The organism is Phenylobacterium zucineum HLK1 (assembly GCF_000017265.1).
Lineage (GTDB): Bacteria > Pseudomonadota > Alphaproteobacteria > Caulobacterales > Caulobacteraceae > Phenylobacterium > Phenylobacterium zucineum.
Genome location: NC_011144.1, coordinates 3862969 through 3882291 on the forward strand (window position 1 = coordinate 3862969; position 19323 = coordinate 3882291).

Sequence of the window (19323 nt, forward strand, 5' to 3'; positions counted from 1 at the left end):
CGCGAGCTGGAGGGCGTCTCCCGCAAGGGGCTCGCCGAGCGCGCCGCCGCGACCAGCGCCGCCTATCGCGCCGGCGGGACCTCGGCGGCGGCGATCCGCGCGCCGGAGGACGCCCTCGCCTACGCCCTCGCCCGGCTGCCGGCCACCTACGCCGCCTGCGCGGCGGTGTTCGGCGAGGCCCGCCGCCTGGCCCAGGACTTCGCGCCGGCCCGCCTGCTGGACGCCGGCGCGGGCCCCGCTGGCGGAAGCTGGGCGGCGCTGGAGGCCTGGCCCAGCCTGTCGGCCGCGACCTGGCTGGACGCCAGCGCGCCGTTCCTCGACCTCGCCCGCCGGCTGGCCGGGGACGGCCCCGGGCCCCTGCGCGCCGCCGAGGCCCGCCGGCTCGACCTCACCGCCGAGGGCGTCTTCCCGAAGGCCGACCTCGTGCTCACCAGCTACGCCCTGGCCGAAATCCCCGAGGCGGCCCAGGCCCCGCTGGTCGCCCGGCTGTGGGACGCCTGCGAGGGCGTGCTGGCGCTGGTGGAGCCGGGCACGCCGGCGGGGTTCGCCCGCATCCTGGCGGCCCGCACGGCGCTGATCGAGGCCGGCGCCGTGCTCCTCGCGCCCTGTCCGCATCAGGCCGCCTGCCCGCTGGCCACGCCCGACTGGTGCCATTTCTCGGTCCGCCTGCCCCGCTCGCGGGACCACCGCCTGGCCAAGGGCGCGGCGGTCCCGTTCGAGGACGAGCGGTTCGCCTACCTTCTGGCCGCCCGGCCCGGGATCCAGGCCGCGTCGCGGGCGCCGCGCGTGCTCGCGCCGCCCCGGACGGGCAAGCCGGGGATCGAGCTCAAGCTCTGCGGGCCCGACGGCGTGCAGACCCGCTTCGTCGGCAAGCGCGACAAGGCGGCCTACGCCCGGGCCCGGCGGCTGGGCTGGGGCGATCCCTTCGAAGGCTGATCAGCTGAGGGCGGCCTCGCCCGGCGCGGCGGCGTCGTTGGCCGCCGCGGCCTGGGCCTGCAACCGCGCGCCGCGTTCCACCTGGGATCGGGCGAGCTGCTGCAGGTAGGGGACGAAGAAGTCGATGAACGCCCGCACCCGCGGGGTGTCCTTCAGGTCCCGCCGGGTGATCAGCCACGAGGCGCCCCGGGCCTCCTCGATCACCGGCGAGCAGCGCAGGAGTTCGCGCTCCAGGTCGGCGGCCTGGCAGACCATCGGCCCCACGCCCAGCCCAGCCTTCAGCGCGTGCAGCAGGTTGCTCATGGTGTTGGAGCGGGTCACCGGCGCCTTGCCCCCCGCCGCCCGGAACATCCAGGCCATGCCCGGCCCCTCCGCCATCTCCAGCTCGCCGCCGATCAGGTCGTGGGAGCCGAGGGTCTCGAGCGTCGGCACGCCCCGGCGGGCCGCATAGTCCCGGCTGCAGTAGAGGGCGAAGTCGTACTCGCCCACCTTGCGCGCTACGAGGTCCGAGACCGCCAGCGCCGGCGCCGAGCGGATCGCCACGTCGGCCTCCCCCGCCTCCAGGTCCAGCGGCCGGTCGGTGACGATCAGGTCCACCTGCACCTCGGGGTGGAGCCGCCGGAACTCGGCGATGCCCGGCATCAGCATGTGGTTGGCCAGGATCTCGGCGGCGGTCACGCGGATGGCGCCGGCCATGCCCCGCTGGTGGCCGGCGGCCCGGTTGCCGAACCGCTCGGCGGCGCGCTCGACGCGCTCGGCCTCGGCGACGAGGTCGTGCCCGGCCTCGGTCAGCCGGCTGCCGGTCTGGCCCCGCTCGAACAGCTTCAGCTTGAGGGCCGCCTCCAGGCTCTCGATCCGCCGGGCGACCGTCGTCTGGTTGACCCCGAGCCCACGCGCCGCGGCCAGCGTCGATCCGCCCCGCGCCACGGCCAGGAAGGCCTTGAGGTCGTTCCAGTCGTACATCGCCCTATACTTCGGACTCCCCGGCCGCCGCCGCAAGGAGAACCGCGGTCTTTGAAGTCCCCGTCAGATGACAAGCTCGTAAGCTTCCGCCGGGCGCCGGGGATGCTAGGTGTTCGGCACGTCTTCCGACCGGGATCCCTCATGCTGCACACCGCCCGCGCCGCCGGCCTCGCCGTGCTCCTCGCCACCTCGGCCCTCGCGCCGGCCGCCGCTCTGGCCCAAGTCCCTCTGGCCCAGCCGGGCGCGCCCGCCGCCGCCGCGCAGGTCCCGCCGATCCGCTTCGAGCAGCGGACCCTGCCGAACGGATTGAAGTTCTTCTATTCGCAGGACCGCTCGACGCCGAACGTGACGGTGCAGGTCTGGTACGGCGTCGGCTCGAAGGACGATCCGCAGGGCCGCTCGGGCTTCGCGCACCTGTTCGAGCACATGATGTTCAAGGCCACCCGCAACCTGCCGGCCGAGAGCATCGACCGGATGACCGAGGACGTGGGCGGCTTCAACAACGCCTCCACCTGGGACGACTTCACCAACTACTACGAGGTGGTGCCGGCCAATCACCTGGAGCGCCTGCTCTGGGTCGAGGCCGAGCGGCTGTCGTCCCTCGTCGTGGACGAGGCCACCTTCAAGTCCGAGCGCGACGTGGTGAAGGAGGAGTTCCGCCAGAACTACCTGTCGACGCCCTACGGCCGGCTGTTCGGCCTCTACATCCAGGAAGCCAGCTACACGGCCCACCCCTACAAACGGCCGGGGATCGGCAACATCGAGGAGCTGGACGCGGCGACGATCGACGACGTGCGCGCCTTCCACCAGACCTGGTATCGGCCCGACAACGCCGCCCTGATCGTCGTCGGCAATTTCGACGAGGCGAAGCTCAACGCCTGGGTGGACAGGTACTTCGGCCCGCTGAAGCCGCCCGCCGGCCCGATGCCCGAGATCACCGCCAAGGAGCCGTCGCGGACGAAGCCCGGCGTGTTCGAGGGCTATGGCCCCAACGTGCCCCTGCCGGCGGTCGCCATCACCTGGCAGGCGCCCGAGGCCGCGCACCCGGACGCCCCGGCCCTGATCGTGCTGGACGCCATCCTGTCGGCCGGCAAGTCGTCGCGGCTCTACAACAGCCTGGTCTACGAGAAGCAGATCGCCGCCGAGGCCATGTCGCAGGCCGACCTGCCGGAGGACCCGGGCAAGTTCATGGTCGCCGCCATCATGGCCAGCGGCCACGACATCGGCGAGGGCGAGGCCGCGCTGCTGGCCGAGGTCAAGCGCCTGCGCGACGCCCCGCCCAGCGCCGCCGAACTGGCCGAGGCGAAGAACGAGCTGATCGCCGCGCGCCTGCGCGAGCGCGAGACCATCGACGGCCGCGCCTTCGCGCTCGGCCAGGCCCTGATGCTGACGGGCGAGGCGGCGCGGGCCAACACCGTGCTGGCCGAGCTGCAGGCGGTGACGGCGCAGGACGTCCAGCGCGTCGCCCGCAAGTACCTGGCCGACGAGACCCGGATGACCATCCGCTACCGGGCGGACTCCGAGCGGCCGGCCGGCCAGGCCGAGCCGCCGAAGCCGCCGCCGCCGAAGACCGTCACCCGCTACGAAGGGCCGGTCTTCGCCCTCGCGCCCGAGGGCCAGCGGGCCCAGCCGCCGCCGCTGGCCGAGCCGGTGGAGCCGGTGCTGCCGCAGCCGGCCGAGCGCACCCTCGCGAACGGCCTGCGGGTGATCGTCGCCCGCTCCTCCGATCTGCCGCTGGTGACGGCGGACCTGACGGTGAAGACCGGCGCCTGGGCCGATCCGCAAGGCCTGTCCGGCGCGGCGGCGATGACCGCGGGCATGCTCACCGAGGGAACCACGACGCGTTCGGCCCAGCAGATCGCCAGCGAGGTCGAGGCCCTGGGCGCGACGCTGGGCTCTGGGGCGAGCCTGGAGGCCTCGTCGGTCACCCTGAACGCCATGCCCGACAAGCTGGCCCCGGCGCTGGCCATCATGGCCGACGTGGCGAAGAATCCGGCCTTCGCGGCCGAGGAGCTGGAGCGCCAGCGCCAGCAGACGCTTGACGGCCTGCAGGTCGCCTACCAGCAGCCCGGCAGTCTGGCGGCGTTCGCCACGGCGCCCGTGGTGTTCGGCGGCACGCCCTTCGGCCATCCGACCCAAGGCTCGCCCGACTCCATCGCCCGGCTGCAGCCCCAGCACCTGCGGGCGATCCACGCCGGCTTCTACCGGCCCGACAACGCCATCCTGGTGCTGACCGGCGACATCACCCCCGAGCAGGGCTTCGCCCTGGCCCAGCAGGCGTTCGGCGACTGGGCCCGGCCCGCCGCGCCGCCGCCCGCCCAGCCGGACGTGCGGCCCAGCGCCAGCCCACGGGCGATCGCCATCGACCTGCCGGGCACGGGCCAGGCCTCGGTCAACGTGGTCCGGCCCGCCATCGCCCGCACCGACGCCGACTACTATCCCGCCGTGGTGGCCAGCACCGTCCTCGGCGGCGGCTATTCCGCCCGCCTGAACACCGAAATCCGCATCAAGCGCGGCCTGTCCTACGGCGCCCGCGCCGGGCTCTCCACCAATCGCGCGACCGGCTCGTTCCGCGCCAGCGCGCAGACCAAGAACGAGTCCGCGCCCGAGGTGCTGGACCTGATCAAGGCCGAGATGGCCAAGCTGGCCGCCGAGCCGGCGGGGCCCGACGAGCTGAAGGCCCGCAAGTCGGTGCTGGTGGGCGGCTTCGGCCGCGACCTCGCCACCTCCGGCGGGCTCGCGGACATCCTGGGGAACTTCGCGCTCTACGGCGTGCCGCTGGACGAGGTGACGCTCTACACGCGCAAGGTCGAGTCGGTGCAGGCCGGCGAGGTGCAGGCCTTCGCCCGGCGCCTGTTCGATCCCGCCCAGGCCAGCGTCATCGTCGCCGGGGACGCCAAGGCGTTCTCGACGGGGCTGAAGCAGCGCCTGCCCGACCTGCAGGTGATCCCCGCCGCCGAGCTCGACTTGGAGAGCCCCACGCTCAGGCGGAGCGCATCGTCCACGCGCTGAGGTCGCGCTCGCGGCCCATCAGCGCCAGGCCGGAGGCGATGGATTCCAGTTCCGCGCCCGTCTCGATCCGATCGGCGGGGAAGCGGCGGTGGAAGATCGCCCGCACCGCCGGGGTCAGCGACGAGCCGCCGGTCAGGAACACCCGGTCGATGGCCTCGGGCGGCAGGCCGGCGGCGGCCAGGGCGCGGTCCACCGCCTGCTCCATCAGGCCCAGTTCGGGCGCGATCCAGGCCTCGAACTCGGACCGGGCGACCGGGGTCGTGATCGAGATCGACCCCGCCTCGAAGCGGAACTCGGCCTCGGTCTCGAAGGACAGGGTCTCCTTGAGCTTGGAGACCGCGCGGTACAGCCGGTAGCCGTAGTTCTCGTCCAGCACCTCGACCAGGCGCTCGATCTTCTCGGGCTCCACCGCGTCGCGCACCAGCTTGCGGATCTCGCGCATGTCGCGGCTGGCCCGCATCAGGGCCAGCTGGTCCCAGCGGGCGAAGGCGGTGTACCAGCGGTTCGGCGTGGGCAGCACCTTCCCCATTGAGGTGTAGCTCGAGCCCTTGCCCAGCGCCGGGGAGACGAGCTGGTCGATGATCCGGTAGTCGAAGGCGTCGCCCGCCACCCCGACCCCCGAGCGGCCGAGGGGCGTGGACGTCAGCTCGCCGGCGCGGCGCTCGAAGCGGATGATCGAGAAGTCCGAGGTGCCGCCGCCGAAGTCGCCGACCAGCACCGTCGCGTCGTGGTCGAGCTCGCGGGCGAAGAAGAACGCCGCGCCCACCGGCTCGTAGGCGTAGAGGATCTCCTTCACGCCCATGCGCCTGAACGCCGTCTCGTAGCGCTCCAGCGCCAGGGCCTCGTTCGGATGGGCCCCGACGAAGCTGACCGGCCGGCCGACAATCGCCCGTTCGGGCATCTGCGCCAGCTCGCCGCCCGCGTATTCGCGCACCTTCAGCAGGAAGGTGGAGAGCAGATCCTCGAAGCGGTAGCGCCGGCCCAGGATCTGGGTCTCGGTGAAGCTCTCCTGGGCGGCGAAGCTCTTGAAGCTCTGGATGAACCGGGTCTCGGCCGGGTCCTCCACATAGGCCTCGATCGCCCAGGGGCCGGCGGCGATCTGCCGTTCCGTCGGAGCCTCGGGCGGCGCGTAGAAGGACAGGCAGCTGCGGAAGGCGAACAGCTCGCCCTCCGCCGCCGGGAACTTCACCAGGTGGGCCGGACCGTCCCCGCCTGCGAGCGCCAGGACGGTGTTGGTGGTGCCGAAGTCGATCCCCAGGTGGGCGGGCGAGCTGTCGGACGGTCGACTGGGCCAGGTCATGGAACGCGCTCCTTTGCGGCGGGGGACGGACGGCGGACCGCCCGCTTCCCGCTCGGCGCGCGATCCGTCAGGCGGTGAGGCGCTGGCCCCGCATCAGAGCTCCACCTCCGCCAGCGGACGGTCGTAGGCGCAGAGGGTCGCCTGCTGCAGGATGCGCGACACCGAGGCCGACAGCGGGCAGATCTGCACCGACTTGGAGAGACCGAGCAGGATCGGGCCGATCACCGTGGCCCCCCCCATCGACTTGAGCAGCGCCGTCGAGATCGCGGCCGAGTGGATCGCCGGCATGATCAGCACGTTGGCCGGGCCCGTCAGGCGCATGAAGGGATAGTTCCCGCGCCGCTCGGGCTCGAGAGCGATCTCCGGGGGCATCTCGCCCTCGTACTCGAAGTCGACGCCGTCCATCTCGTCCAGCATGGCCACGGCCTCGCGGAGCTTCTCGGACCGCTCGCCCATGGGGTTGCCGAACGCCGAATAGCTGAGGAAGGCCACCCGCGGGCGGTACCCCAGGGTCTTCACGGCCCGGGCCGCCTCGATGGCGATCTCCACGAGGTCCTGGGCCTCGGGCATCTCGGTGACGTTGGTGTCGGCGATGAACAGCGTGCGGCCCTTGGCCAGCACCACGCTCATGCCCATCACCCGGCCGTCGGGCGCCGGATCGATCACCCGCAGCACCTCCTCCAGCACCTGGTCGTAGGCGCGGGTCACGCCGGTGACCATGCCGTCGGCATGGCCGAGGGCGACCATCGAGGCGGCGAAGGCGTTGCGGTCCTGGTTGATCAGGCGCTGGACGTCGCGGCGCAGATAACCCTCGCGCTGCAGGCGGGCGTAGAGGTTGTCGACGAAGACCTCGTTCCACGGCGACAGGCGGGCGTTGATCACCTGCAGCTTGGCCTCGGCGGGCGACAGCCCGGCCAGCAGCATGTTCTCGTGCACCAGCTCCTCGCGGCCGACGAGGATCGCCTCGCCCAGGCCGGCGCTCTGGAAGGCGTAGGCGGCGCGGATCACGCTGGGCTCCTCGCCCTCGGCGAACACCACCTTCTTCCGCGGCCCCGAGAGGACCGCGCCCTGCAGCTTCTGGAGGAACGCCGCGGTGGGATCGAGCCGCTGGGCCAGCGCGGCGCGATAGGCGTCCATGTCCTCGATCGGCTTGCGGGCCACGCCGGTGTCCATGGCCGCCTGGGCGACGAACGGCGGGATGTACCAGATCAGCCGCGGATCGAACGGCGTCGGGATGATGTATTCCGGCCCGAACTTCAGCTGCGTGCCGTGATAGGCGGCGGCGACCTCGTCGGGCACGTCCTCGCGGGCGAGCTGGGCCAGCGCCCGGGCGCAGGCGATCTTCATCTCCATGTTCACCCGCCGGGCCCGCACGTCGAGCGCGCCGCGGAAGATGTAGGGGAAGCCCAGGACGTTGTTCACCTGGTTCGGATAGTCGCTGCGGCCGGTGGCCACGATCGCGTCGGGCCGGACCTTGTAGACCTCTTCCGGCGTGATCTCCGGGTCCGGATTGGCCATGGCGAAGATGATCGGCTTGGGCGCCATGGCCCGCACCAGCTCGCCGTTCAGCGCGCCCTTCGCCGACAGGCCGATGAACACGTCGGCGCCTTCCAGCGCCTCGGCCAGGGTGCGCTTGTCGGTGTCGACCGCATGGGCGCTCTTCCACTGGTTCATGTCCTCGGGCCGGCCGCGCCACAGCACGCCCTTGCGGTCCACGGCCAGCACGTTGTCGTGCGGCACGCCCATCGCCTTGATCAGCTCCAGGGTCGCGATGCCGGCCGCGCCCGGGCCGTTCAGCACGACCTTGATGTCCGACAGCTTGCGGCCGGTGATCTCGCAGGCGTTGATCAGGCCGGCGGCGGTGATGATCGCGGTGCCGTGCTGGTCGTCGTGGAAGACCGGGATGTCGAGCAGCTCCTGCAGCTCGGTCTCGATCCGGAAGCACTCGGGGCTCTTGATGTCCTCGAGGTTGATGCCGCCGTAGGTCAGGCCGATGTTCTTGACCACGGTGATGATCTCGTCGGCGTCCTTCGAGGCCACCTCGACGTCGATGGCGTCGACGTCGGCGAACCGCTTGAAGAGGACGCCCTTGCCTTCCATCACCGGCTTCGACGCCAGGGCGCCCAGGTCGCCGAGGCCCAGGATGGCGGTGCCGTTCGAGATCACCGCCACCAGGTTGCCCTTGGAGGTATAGTCGTAGGCCGCCTCGGGATCGTCGGCGATCTTCAGCACCGGCACGGCGACGCCCGGCGAATAGGCGAGCGACAGGTCCCGCTGGGTGGCCATGGGCTTGGTCGCCGCGATGGCGATCTTTCCGGGGCGGGGCAGGCGGTGGAAGCTCAGCGCTTCCTCGTCGGTGAAGGTGCGTTTTTCGGCGTCGCTCATGCGCGCGCGTTCCCCCTGGCTGGGCGCGGGTGAAGGAAGAGGCGCAACCTATAGAGAGACGCGCCCCCGCGAACAACCATCGGCGCCGCTTTCCCGAGGGGGATGCAAGTTTCTCGGGCCGCCTGGAACCGAACCCGAGGCCGGCGTGTTGTTGGACCCGCAGGGGTGCGGGGGCGTGCAGGGAGCATGCCTACATGAGAGAAGTCCTTTCCGCCGCCGCGGCCGTCGCCGCGCTGGCCATCGCCGCGCCGTCCTTCGCGCAGCAATCCACGACCACCGATGCGGCGACGCCGCCGACGTCCGGCTCGACCGGCGCCGGGGCCGACGCCTCCACGGACGTGGGCGCGGGCGTGGGCGCGGGCGCGTCGACCGACGCCGGCGCGAGCACGTCGACCGGCCTGTCCACGGGCGCGACCGCCAGCGCCGCTCAGGCGGGCGCCGACGCCAGCGTGACGACCGGCATGACGGTCAAGGACAAGACCGGCGCGACGATCGGCCAGGTCAGCGACGTGAAGACCGAGGGCGGCAAGACCATGGCCACCATCAAGATGGGCGCCGAGTCCTTCGCCGTGGACGCCGCCAATCTCGGCGTCGCCGGGGGTTCTGCGATGATCAACGCCTCCCAGGCCGAGATCCAGCAGATGCTGAAGAAGTAGGTCGGTCCGCACCGACGATCGAGGCGGCCGCGGCGACGCGGCCGCCTTTTTCGTGCCCGGGGTCTTCGTGCGCGGGGCTAGACCGTCCCGAACAGGGCCTCCAGCGCGGCGTCGGCGACGCGCTTCAGCTCGGGCCCGTCGGCGCCCGTGCGCGCGCGGATCGCCAGGGTGTGCAGGGTCGCCGCCGCCACCGCCGCCGCCGCCGCCGGGCTCAGGCCGGGGGCGAGCTGGCCGGCGTCCGCCGCGAAGCGGGCCCGGAACGCCGCCTCGGTCCGTTCGATGAAGTCGGCCACGAGGCTGCGCACCTCGGCGTCCTCCACCGCCTGGGTCACCGCCGTCCCCACCACGAAGCAGCCGCGCTGGCCCACCTCGCCGGCCCGGTAGAGCTCGATGCTGCGTTCGAAGATGAAGGCGATCACCTGCCGCAGGGGCCGCTCGGGCTGCAGCGCCCTGCCCAGCGCCCCCAGCGCCTCGTCGCGCGACCGGCCGAGGGCGGCGAGGTACAGCGCCCGCTTGTCGCCGAACGCGGCGTAGAGGCTCGGGCGGTTGAGGCCGGTGGCGGCGGCGAGGTCGTCCAGCGAGGTCGCCGCATAGCCCAGGTTCCAGAAGACGGCCCGCGCCTTCTCCAGCACCGCGTCCGGATCGAAGCTCCGCGGCCGCCCCCGTCGGCGCCCGCCGTCCCGCTCCTCTTTCTGTACCATTTCGCAAAGAATCCTTGACCGCCGCTATTTTGTGCGAAACGGTACGAATATTCCAGACCCGAGAGGACGGAGCCTCCCCATGGACGTCTACTATTCCCCCCTCGCCTGCTCCCTGGCCAGCCGGATCGCGCTGTACGAGGCCGGGGCCGAGGCGCGCTTCCACCGCGTCGACACCAAGGCCGGCCGCACGGAAGACGGCGAGGACTATCGCGCGATCAACCCCAAGGGCCTGGTGCCCGCCATCCGCACGCCCGAGGGCGAGGTGCTGACCGAGAACGCCGCGGTCCTGCAGTACATCGCCGACGCCCATCCCGCCGCGCGGCTGGCGCCCCAAGGCTTCCAGCGCCACCGCCTGCAGCAGTGGCTGAACTTCATCGCCTCCGAGCTGCACAAGTACGTCTTCACGCCCCTGCTGAGCCCCCGCCACGACGCCGCCGCCAAGGCCCTGGCCCGCGAGAACGCCGCCGAGCGCTTCGCCTACCTGAACGACCACCTGACCGGCCGCGAGTGGCTGCTGGACGAGTTCAGCGTCGCCGACGCCTATCTCGCCGCCGTGCTCAACTGGGCCCAGGCCGTGCAGCTCGACTTGGACGGCTATCCGGCGGTGATCGCCTACCGGGACCGGCTCCGGGCCCGGCCCGCGGTGGCCCGGGCGCTGGGCGAAGAGTTCGCCGAGTACCGCAAGGCCGCCTGAGATCCGGGTCGTCGCCGCCCCGGCGCGAGCCGGAGGGAGCGCCGCGGGGGAAACAAGTCGCGGCGCTCCCGATCCCCCGCTTGACCCCGCGGGCGGGCTCGCGGACTTTCCCGGCGAACTTTCCGGAGGGGTCGTGGCCGACGTCATCAAGATCGCCGTCGCCGGCGCGCTGGGCCGCATGGGCCAAGTGGTGCAGGCGACGCTGGCCGACGATCCGGGCTTCCGGCTCGTGGGCGGCTTCGACCGACCGGGCGCCGCGGGCGAGGGGGTCGTACCGGCCGATCAGGCCATCGCCGCCAGCGACGTGGTCGTCGACTTCACCATCGCTGCGGCCTCGGCCGAGCTCGCGCCGAAAGTCGCCGCCGCCGGCAAGGCGCTGGTCATCGGCTCGACCGGCTTCGACGACGCCCAGCTGGCGGTCATCCGCGAGGCCGCCCGCGAAATCCCCATCGTGCGCGCCGGCAACTTCTCGCTGGGGCTCAACATGCTCATGGGCCTCGTGGCCCGCGCCGCCCGTGCCCTGCCGGCCGAGGCCTGGGACATCGAGGTCGTCGAGGCCCACCATCGGCGGAAGGTCGATGCACCCTCCGGCGCGGCCCTGATGCTGGGCGCGGCGGCCGCCGATGGGCGCGGCGCCGACCTCGCCAAGGTCGGCCGCCGGAGCCGGGACGGGATCACCGGAGAGCGTCCGGTGGGCGAGATCGGCTTTTCCGCCATCCGCGGCGGCGGCGTCGTCGGCGAGCACAGCGTGATCTTCGCCGCCGAGGACGAGATCCTGACCCTCTCCCATTCGGCCCGGGACCGCAGCCTGTTCGCCCGCGGCGCCCTAGCCGCCGCCCGCTGGGTCGCGGGCCGCCCTCCGGGCGAGTACGACATGCAGGACGTGCTGGGGATGAAGGACGGCTAGGCGCCGGCCCGCCGCTGGGTTCCTACGCCGAGCCCGTCGAGCCGAAGCCGCCGGCCCCGCGGGCGGTCTCGTCCAGGCTGTCCACCTCGCGCCAGGCGGCCTGAACCACCGGCGCCACCACGAGCTGGGCGATGCGGTCGCCGCGGCGGATGTGGAAATCCTCCTCGCCGAGGTTCGCCAGGATCACCTTCACCTCGCCCCGGTAGTCGGCGTCGATGGTGCCCGGCGTGTTCAGGCAGGTGATCCCCGACTTCAGCGCCAGGCCCGAGCGCGGCCGCACCTGGGCCTCGTAGCCGGCCGGCAGGGCGAAGGCGAAGCCGGTCGGCACGGCCGCCCGCGCGCCCGGCTTGATCGTCAGGGTCTCGCCGTCGGCGACCGCCGCCCGCAGGTCCATGCCCGCCGCCTGGGCGGTCTCGTAGGCCGGCAGCGGCAGGCCCTCGGCATGGGCCAGGCGCAGGATCGGGACAGTCGGATTCACTTGGACTTCCTCAGGCGAAATGGGCGGCGATGCGCGCGGCGAGCCTCCGGGCCACCTCGGCCTTCGGCGCCCGCTCCCATCGCTCGATTCCGCCCTTGGAGACTATGGCCACGGCGTTGTCGTCGCCGCCCATGGTCCCCTGCACGCTGACGTCGTTGGCGACGATCCAGTCGCAGCCCTTCCTGTCGAGCTTGGCCCGGGCATGGGCCTCCACGTCGTTGGTCTCGGCGGCGAAGCCCACCACCAGCGCCGGCCGGGCCTTCGCCTTCGACAGCGTGGCCAGGATGTCGGGATTCTCCACCAGCGAGATCGGCGGCGGCCCGCCGTCGCCCTTCTTGATCTTCTGGGCGCCCAGGCTCTCGGGCCGCCAGTCGGCCACGGCGGCCACGCAGACGGCGATGTCGGCCGGCAGCGCCGCCTCGCAGGCCGCCAGCATCTCGCGCGCCGTCTCCACCGCCACGCGGGCGACGCCGGCGGGCGCCGGCAGGGCCGTCGGGCCGCTGACCAGCGTCACGTCCGCGCCCAGGGCCGCGAGCGCCTGGGCGATGGCGTAGCCCTGCTTGCCCGACGAGCGGTTGGTGATCAGCCGCACCGGATCGATCGGCTCGGCGGTCGGCCCCGCCGTGACGATGGCGCGCCGGCCCGTCAGCGGCCGGGCCGCCGCGCCCGTGAGCGCGTCGAGGATCGCCTGGAGGATGGCGGCCGGCTCGGCCATGCGGCCCGGCCCGAACTCGCCGCAGGCCATGGCCCCCTCGTCAGGCCCCACGAAAAGCACGCCGTCGCGCCTCAGGGTCTCGAGGTTCCGCCGGGTGGCCGGATGCTCCCACATGCGCACGTTCATCGCCGGCGCCATCAGCACCGGCTTGTCGGTGGCGAGCAGGGTCGTGGAGGCGAGGTCTCCCGCCAGGCCGTTGGCCGCCTTGGCCATCAGGTCGGCGGTGGCCGGCGCCACGACGACGAGGTCCGCCGAGCGGGACAGCTCGATGTGGCCCATCTCGGCCTCGTCGGTCAGCGAGAAGAGCTCGGAATAGACCTTGTCCTCGGCCAGCGCCGACAGGGACAGCGGCGTGACGAACTCGGCGCCCGCCTTCGTCAGGATCGGGCGCACGCCGACGCCGGCCTTGCGCAGCAGGCGCGTCAGCTCCAGCGCCTTGTAGGCGGCGATGCCGCCGCCCACGATCAGCAGGATCCGCTTGTCGTCCAAGGCCGCTTCGCCCCCGCGTTCAGGAGGGCCTGATGTAGGCCAACCGGACCGACTCGACAAACCGGCGTAGCTGTGTTCTCTCTTCGTTCCAGCTCGACTGGACGGGAGATCTTCTATGGCTCGGGTGAGGATGGGACTGGCCCTGCTGGGCGGGGCGGCGGCCCTGGCGCTGGCGGCCTGCGACAACGGCCCCTCGGCGGTGGCCCAGCAGCAGGCGGCCGGAACGCAGATGGCCACGGCCGCGCCGCCGCGCGAGGCGGCGGACGCCGGGCCGCGGGTCGACCACCGGCGCGATCCGGTGAAGCTGGTGGACGGGAAGCCGATGTGGTCGGCCAGCCGGCGCTACTCGGCCGAGGAGAACGCCCGCCGCGCCTTCGAGCGCAACGGCGAGGCCTTCGGGGCCGACACGGTGGACGAGTTCGTGAAGGCCGCCCACGCCTTCGTCGAGACGCCGCCGCGCGGCACGCTCACGCTGTCGCGCCCGAACGGCGATACGCTGTTCTACGACCCCAAGGGCAACGTCTTCGCCATCGCCACCAAGGACGGCGCGCCGCGGACGATGTTCAAGCCCGACGACGGCCCCGCCTACTGGGACGAGGTGAAGGCCCGCGAGGCCCGCCGCTCCCAGTCCCGCCGAACCGCCAGCCGCGACGCCGACGACGAGGCGTGATGCTCTCCCCTCCGCCCCCGCGGGAGAGGAAGGGAGCCGCCTCCTCTCCCCCCGCGAAGCGGAGAGGGAGAGGGCGGGGAGAGGGCGAGCGCAGCGAGAACACCGCTGCGCGGCCGGACGCGGCTCGATTAGGCGACCAGCGCGCCGACGAGGAAGGCCACGCCGGCCGCCGCGGCCCCGAGGGCGAACCACAGGGGCGAGAAGTTCGGCTTGTCCTCGCGCAGGATGTCCACCGGCACGGGGACGGGCGGCCGCTCGGCCAGCCGCGCGAGATTGCGCACCGCGGTCTCGGCCTCGCCCGCCAGCCGCTTCAGCCGCGTCGCGGGCGAGAGCTCCCGGGCGATCCAGCGGCGCACCACCGGGTCGGAGGCGGCCCAGATGTCGTGGTCGGGGTCGATGCGCCGGGCGACGCCCTCGACCGTCATCATGGTCTTCTGTAGCAGGACCAGTTCGGGGCGCAGCCGCATGTCGAAGAGGGCGGTGATCTCGAACAGCTGGGTCAGGACCCGGCTCATCGGCACCTCGGCGGCGGCCCGTCCGAAGATCGGCTCGCCCACCGCCCGCAGCGCCTGGGCGAAGGCCGAGACGCTGTGGGTCGCGGGCACATAGCCCGCCTCGAAGTGGACGCGGGCGACCTGCTCGTAGTCGCGGTTCAGGAAGCCCCACAGGATCTCGGCGAGGTAGCGCCGCTCGGGCGCGCCCAGGCGGCCGATGATCCCGAAGTCCACCGCCGTGAGCTGGGCCGGCGCGGCGGCGAACAGGTTGCCCTCGTGCAGGTCGGCGTGGAAGACGCCGTGGTCGAGCGCCTGGGCCAGGAAGGCGCGGGTCAGGTTGTCGGCCAGGGCCTTGCGGTCGAGGCCCGGCTGCTCCAGCGCCTCGTCCTCGGACAGCGGCAGCCCCTTGGCCCATTCCATGGTCAGGACGCGCTTGCCGACGCCTTCCCAGACCACCTTGGGCGCGGACATGTAGCCGTCCTGCCCCATCACCTCGGCCAGCTCGTCGGCGCCGGCGGCCTCCAGCCGCAGGTCCAGCTCGAGCTCGGTGGCGCGGATCACCGTGGCGGCGAACCCCTTCGGCTCCAGCCGCCGGGCCGCCGGGACCCACCGGTCGACCAGCCGCGCGGCCAGCCACAGCACCTCGCCGTCGTCGGCCACCCGGCGGGCGATGGCGGGCCGCAGGACCTTCACCGCCACCCGCCGTCCGTCCAGCAGCACCGCATCGTGCGCCTGGGCCAGGGACGCGGCGGCGACCGGCTCGCCGAAGCTCGCGAACAGGCTCTCGACCGGCCGGCCGAGGGTCAGCTCCACCTCGGCCCGCGCGACCGCGGTCGGGAAGGGCGCCAGCCGGTCCTTCAGCCGCGACAGGTCCAGGGCGAATTCGCGGCCGAAGATGTCGGCCCGGGTCGAGAGGAGCTGGCCCAGCTTGATCGCCACCGGCCCCAGCCGCTCCAGTGAGCGGGCCAGCCGCTCGCCCGGGCGGCCCTGGTAGGCCTGACGGCCGGCGAACACCCGCAGCAGGCGCGACAGCGTGCGCGCGCCCGACGAATAGAGGGGGTCCAGCTCGCGCGGCAGCAGGGCGTCGTTGCGGAGCAGGGTCCAGCCGGCTCCGATCAGCCGGACGAAGGCGCCGGGACCGGCCATGGGCTCAGATCGCCCGGCCGGTGTGCAGGGCCGCGACGCCCGCCGTGAAGTTCGTATAGCCCACCCGGGAGAAGCCCGCCTCGCCGATCATGCCGGCGAACCGCTTCTGGTCGGGGAAGCGGCGGATGCTCTCCACCAGGTACTGGTACGACTCCCGGTCGCCCGCGACCCGCTCGCCGATCTCGGGGATCACCTTGAACGAATAGAGGTCGTAGGCCCGCTGCAGCGGCTCGGTGACCGGGCGCGAGAACTCCAGGCACAGGAACCGGCCGCCCGGCTTCAGCACCCGGCGCGCCTCCCTCAGGGCCGCGGGAATGTCGGTGACATTGCGGATGCCGAAGCTGATCACATAGGCGTCGGCGCAGGCGTCGGGCAGCGGCAGCCGCTGCGCGTCCCCGACCGTCCAGCAGATCTCGGGCTCGAAGCCGCGCTCGCGCCCGGCGGCGATCATCTCGGCGTTGTAGTCGATCACGAAGACCTTGGCGTCGTCCCCGCCCCGCCGCTCCTGCGCCCGCCTGGCCATGCGGGCGAAACGCCTGGCCATGTCGCCGGTGCCGCCGGCCACGTCGAGGATCGTCTCGCCCGGCTGCGGATTGAGGCGGGCGGCGACGGCGTCCTTCCAGAGGCGGTGGACGCCCGCGCTCATCAGGTCGTTCATCAGGTCGTAGCGGCGGGCGACCCGGTCGAAGACGCCCCGCACCAGGCCGGGCTTCTCGCGGGCGTCCACGTCGCGGAAGCCGAAGGTGGCGGACGGTCCGGTCATGGGGGGCGTCTTAGCCGCTGAACCCTCGACGCGCCAGCGATCGCGTGCCAAGCGAAGGCCATGCCGGAGTTGCCCGAAGTCGAGACGGTCCGCGGGGGCCTCGCCCCCGTCCTGGAGGGCCGCCGGCTCGTCCGCGTCGAGGCTCGCCGGCCCGACCTGCGCTTCCCCCTGCCGCCGGGCTTCGTCCAGATCCTCACCGGCTCGACCATCGTGAAGCTGGAGCGGCGGGCGAAGTACCTGCTGGGGCGGCTGGACCGCGAGGACACCCTTGTCATGCACCTGGGCATGAGCGGCCGGTTCGAAATCGCCCACCCCGAAGGCGAGGAGCGGCCGGGCCGGTTCCACTACGCGCCGGACCCCGACCCCAAGCACGCCCACGTGGTCTTCGAGACAGAGGCGGGGGTGCGGATCACCTATTACGATCCCCGGCGGTTCGGCTACATGTCCCTCGTCAACACGGCCACGCTCGACCTGCATCCGTGGTTCGCGGGCCTGGGGCCCGAGCCCCTCTCCGACGACTTCGACGCCGCGCACCTGAAGGCCGCCTTCACCGGCCGCCGGCAGGGGCCCAAGACCCTGCTGCTGGACCAGCGGATCGTCGCGGGCCTGGGCAACATCTATGTCTGCGAGGCCCTGAACCGGGCGCGCATCTCGCCCTTCAAGCCGGCCGGGCGCATCTCGCGGCCCCGGATCGAGGTCCTGGTCGCCGCCATCAAGGACGTGCTGCGCGAGGCCATCGCCGCAGGGGGCTCGACCCTGCGCGACTACGCCCAGGCGGACGGCGCCCTGGGCTATTTCCAGCACAGCTTCCGCACCTACGACCGCGAGGGCCAGCCGTGCCGGAACGACGGCTGCCGGGGCGTGATCGGCCGCGAGGTCCAGGCCGGACGCTCGACCTTCTATTGCCCCGTTTGCCAGAGATGACGGGCGAATGAGACGCCTCGTCCTCGCCCTGCTCGCCTGCGCCGGCCTTGCCGGCCCCGCCGCAGCGCGGCCGCCGGTGTGGGTGGTGAAGGACGCCGACTCCGAAATGGTGCTGTTCGGCTCGGTGCATGTCCTGCCGCCGGGCCTGGACTGGAACCCGCCGGCCCTCTCGCGCGCCCTCGCCCGCGCCGACGACCTCTGGTTCGAGCTGCCCGCGGGCCCCGGAGCCGACCAGGAGAGCGCCCGCCTGGCGGGGGAGAAGGGGGTGCTGCCCCCCGACCGGTCGCTGTTCCGCATCCTGCCGCCCGACGACGTCGCGCGGCTGGTCGGAGTGGCCGAGGCCTATGGCGTGGACAAGACCGTGCTGGACCGGCTGGAGCCCTGGCTGGCCGAGCTCGCCCTGGCGGGCGCCGCCTACCGCCGGGCCGGCGCGGGGGTCGCCAACGGCGTGGAGGCCGCGGTCGAGGCCGCCGCCCCGCCCGCCGCCGAGCGGCGCGCCTTCGAGACCCCGGCCCAGCAGCTCGCCGTGTTCGACGAGGCGCCGCTCGAGGCGCAGATCGCCTCCCTGCGCGTCACGATGACCGAGATGGAGGACGATCCGGCGGCCTTCGAGACCCTCGTCCGCGCCTGGGCCGACGGGGACCTCGGCGTCCTCGAGCGCAAGGCCCTGCGGCCGCTGCGGCAGGCCTCGCCGCTGCTGTTCCGGCGGCTGGTCGACGAGCGCAACGCGCGCTGGGCGGCGATGCTGGACGCCCGGCTCAAGGGCGCGGGCCGGACCGTGGTGGTGGTCGGCATGGGCCACCTGATCGGCGAGGGCGGCCTGCCCGGGCGGCTCCGGGCGCTTGGCTATTCGGTCGAGGGGCCTTAATCCGCGGGCGATCCATCAGCGGAGCCGGCCATGAGCTTTGAGACCATCCTCGTCGAGAGCCCCAGCGCGGGCGTCACCCTGATCCGCCTGAACCGCCCCGAGGCGCTGAACGCCCTGAACACCCAATTGCTGGGCGAGCTCTCGCAGGCGCTCGACGCCGCCGAGGCGGACGAGACCGTCCGCTGCGTGGTGCTGACCGGCTCGGAGAAGGCCTTCGCCGCCGGCGCCGACATCAAGGAGATGTCGGACAAGACCTACGCCCAGATGTTCTCGATGGACTTCTTCACGCCTGCCGCCCGGCGGCTGGAGCAGTTCCGCAAGCCGGTGATCGCCGCGGTCGCCGGCTACGCCCTGGGCGGCGGCTGCGAGCTCGCCATGCTCTGCGACTTCATCATCGCCGCCGAGACGGCGAAGTTCGGCCAGCCCGAGATCAACCTCGGCGTCATGCCCGGCATCGGCGGCACCCAGAGGCTGACGCGTTTCGTCGGCAAGTCCAAGGCCATGGACATGATGCTGACCGCCCGGATGATGGACGCGGCCGAGGCCGAGCGCGCGGGCCTGGTCTCGCGCGTGGTGGCCGCCGACAAGCTGCTGGACGAAGCCCTGGCGGCGGCGGCCAAGATCGCCTCCCAGTCGCCGCTGGCGGTGATGATGAACAAGGAGCTGGTGAACACCGCCTACGAGACCACGCTCTCCACCGGCGTGGCCGTGGAGCGGCGCCTGTTCCACTCGCTCTTCGCCTTCGAGGACCAGAAGGAGGGCATGGCCGCCTTCGTCGAGAAGCGGAAGCCCGACTTCAAGGGCCGCTGATCCGCAGGGCCGCTTCCGGCATTGACCCGGGAGCCCGCCTTGCGTATATCCGCGCCTCCAATTTTGCCCGCCCGGCTACCCGGCCGGGCGCGATCCGTTTCGAGAGCTTAGACGAATGGCCAATACGCCCGGCGCCAAGAAGGCGGTCCGCAAGATCGCCCGCCGCACCGAAGTGAACACCGCCCGCCGCTCGCGCGTGCGCACCTTCCTCCGGAAGTTCGAGGAAGCCCTGGCTTCGGGCGACGCCGGCGCCGCGAAGGCGGCGTTCGTGCAGGCCCAGTCCGAGCTGATGCGCGCCGTCAGCAAGGGCGTGGTGCACAAGAACACCGGCGCCCGGAAGGTCTCGCGCCTGGCCGCCCGGCTGAAGAAGCTGTCGGCCGCCTGAGTCCGGCCTGGAGGGGGCGCCGTTCCC

Annotated in this window: 18 protein-coding genes; 10 read left to right on the forward strand and 8 right to left on the reverse strand. The window is 72.7% G+C overall.

Annotated elements, in window-relative coordinates; all coding sequences use genetic code 11:
• The first annotated feature begins 93 nt into the window (after window positions 1-93).
• Window positions 94-936 (forward strand): small ribosomal subunit Rsm22 family protein, encoded by an 843-nt coding sequence (locus PHZ_RS18890; protein ID WP_269079174.1) that lies wholly within the window; start codon window positions 94-96, stop codon window positions 934-936.
• Here the strand turns inward: PHZ_RS18890 and PHZ_RS18895 are convergent, their stop codons facing one another.
• Window positions 937-1899: a LysR family transcriptional regulator gene (locus tag PHZ_RS18895; RefSeq protein ID WP_012523962.1), complete on the reverse strand. Its 963-nt coding sequence runs from the start codon at window positions 1897-1899 to the stop codon at window positions 937-939.
• 141 nt (window positions 1900-2040) lie between these two features.
• On the opposite strand from PHZ_RS18895, the gene PHZ_RS18900 reads away from it, so the two are divergent.
• Window positions 2041-4911, forward strand: coding sequence for a M16 family metallopeptidase (locus PHZ_RS18900; RefSeq protein ID WP_012523963.1), 2871 nt, complete (start codon window positions 2041-2043; stop codon window positions 4909-4911).
• Here PHZ_RS18900 and PHZ_RS18905 read toward each other — a convergent pair.
• Complete coding sequence (locus PHZ_RS18905; protein ID WP_012523964.1) at window positions 4883-6211, reverse strand: Hsp70 family protein; 1329 nt, start codon at window positions 6209-6211, stop codon at window positions 4883-4885. The two genes, PHZ_RS18900 and PHZ_RS18905, sit on opposite strands and share 29 nt — an antisense overlap.
• 93 nt (window positions 6212-6304) lie before the next feature.
• Entirely contained in the window at window positions 6305-8596 is a 2292-nt protein-coding gene (locus PHZ_RS18910; RefSeq protein WP_012523965.1) for an NADP-dependent malic enzyme, read from the reverse strand.
• A gap of 194 nt (window positions 8597-8790) precedes the next feature.
• Here PHZ_RS18910 and PHZ_RS18915 point away from each other — a divergent pair, with 194 nt between their 5' ends.
• Window positions 8791-9252 (forward strand): hypothetical protein, encoded by a 462-nt coding sequence (locus tag PHZ_RS18915; RefSeq protein WP_041373714.1) that lies wholly within the window; start codon window positions 8791-8793, stop codon window positions 9250-9252.
• A 77-nt stretch (window positions 9253-9329) separates the two neighbouring features.
• On the opposite strand, the gene PHZ_RS18920 is transcribed toward PHZ_RS18915, so the two are convergent.
• Window positions 9330-9953: a TetR/AcrR family transcriptional regulator gene (locus PHZ_RS18920; protein ID WP_012523966.1), complete on the reverse strand. Its 624-nt coding sequence runs from the start codon at window positions 9951-9953 to the stop codon at window positions 9330-9332.
• 79 nt (window positions 9954-10032) lie between these two features.
• Between PHZ_RS18920 and PHZ_RS18925 the strand changes: the two genes are divergently transcribed.
• Together PHZ_RS18925 and dapB are read left to right on the forward strand one after the other, a co-directional pair.
• Window positions 10033-10647, forward strand: a complete 615-nt coding sequence (locus PHZ_RS18925) for a glutathione binding-like protein (protein ID WP_012523967.1) — start codon at window positions 10033-10035, stop codon at window positions 10645-10647.
• Window positions 10648-10780: 133 nt separating this feature from the next.
• Window positions 10781-11554 (forward strand): 4-hydroxy-tetrahydrodipicolinate reductase, encoded by a 774-nt coding sequence (gene dapB / locus PHZ_RS18930; RefSeq protein WP_041373715.1) that lies wholly within the window; start codon window positions 10781-10783, stop codon window positions 11552-11554.
• A gap of 22 nt (window positions 11555-11576) precedes the next feature.
• Here the strand turns inward: dapB and dut are convergent, their stop codons facing one another.
• Together dut and coaBC are read right to left on the reverse strand one after the other, a co-directional pair.
• Window positions 11577-12032, reverse strand: a complete 456-nt coding sequence (gene dut, locus PHZ_RS18935) for a dUTP diphosphatase (protein ID WP_012523969.1) — start codon at window positions 12030-12032, stop codon at window positions 11577-11579.
• A gap of 10 nt (window positions 12033-12042) precedes the next feature.
• The gene (gene coaBC, locus PHZ_RS18940; RefSeq protein WP_041373716.1) at window positions 12043-13236 is read right to left on the reverse strand and encodes a bifunctional phosphopantothenoylcysteine decarboxylase/phosphopantothenate--cysteine ligase CoaBC; all 1194 of its coding nucleotides are present in this window, start codon (window positions 13234-13236) and stop codon (window positions 12043-12045) included.
• Window positions 13237-13351: 115 nt separating this feature from the next.
• Between coaBC and PHZ_RS18945 the strand changes: the two genes are divergently transcribed.
• Entirely contained in the window at window positions 13352-13906 is a 555-nt protein-coding gene (locus PHZ_RS18945; protein WP_012523971.1) for a hypothetical protein, read from the forward strand.
• 128 nt (window positions 13907-14034) lie between these two features.
• On the opposite strand, the gene ubiB is transcribed toward PHZ_RS18945, so the two are convergent.
• The gene (gene ubiB / locus PHZ_RS18950) at window positions 14035-15546 is read right to left on the reverse strand and encodes a 2-polyprenylphenol 6-hydroxylase (RefSeq protein WP_012523972.1); all 1512 of its coding nucleotides are present in this window, start codon (window positions 15544-15546) and stop codon (window positions 14035-14037) included.
• Window positions 15547-15550: 4 nt separating this feature from the next.
• A complete protein-coding gene (locus PHZ_RS18955; RefSeq protein WP_012523973.1) occupies window positions 15551-16309 on the reverse strand; it encodes a class I SAM-dependent methyltransferase in 759 nt (252 codons plus the stop codon).
• Window positions 16310-16369: 60 nt separating this feature from the next.
• Between PHZ_RS18955 and mutM the strand changes: the two genes are divergently transcribed.
• The 4 genes from mutM (at window position 16370) to rpsT (ending at window position 19296) form a co-directional block, all read left to right on the forward strand.
• Window positions 16370-17233, forward strand: a complete 864-nt coding sequence (gene mutM / locus PHZ_RS18960) for a bifunctional DNA-formamidopyrimidine glycosylase/DNA-(apurinic or apyrimidinic site) lyase (protein WP_012523974.1) — start codon at window positions 16370-16372, stop codon at window positions 17231-17233.
• Window positions 17234-17240: 7 nt separating this feature from the next.
• Window positions 17241-18101: a TraB/GumN family protein gene (locus PHZ_RS18965; protein ID WP_012523975.1), complete on the forward strand. Its 861-nt coding sequence runs from the start codon at window positions 17241-17243 to the stop codon at window positions 18099-18101.
• Between the two features lie 30 nt (window positions 18102-18131).
• Window positions 18132-18911 (forward strand): enoyl-CoA hydratase, encoded by a 780-nt coding sequence (locus PHZ_RS18970; RefSeq protein ID WP_012523976.1) that lies wholly within the window; start codon window positions 18132-18134, stop codon window positions 18909-18911.
• A gap of 115 nt (window positions 18912-19026) precedes the next feature.
• Window positions 19027-19296 carry a 30S ribosomal protein S20 gene (gene rpsT / locus PHZ_RS18975; protein ID WP_012523977.1) on the forward strand — a complete coding sequence of 90 codons (270 nt, stop codon included), beginning with the start codon at window positions 19027-19029 and terminating at the stop codon, window positions 19294-19296.
• Window positions 19297-19323 lie beyond the last annotated feature (27 nt).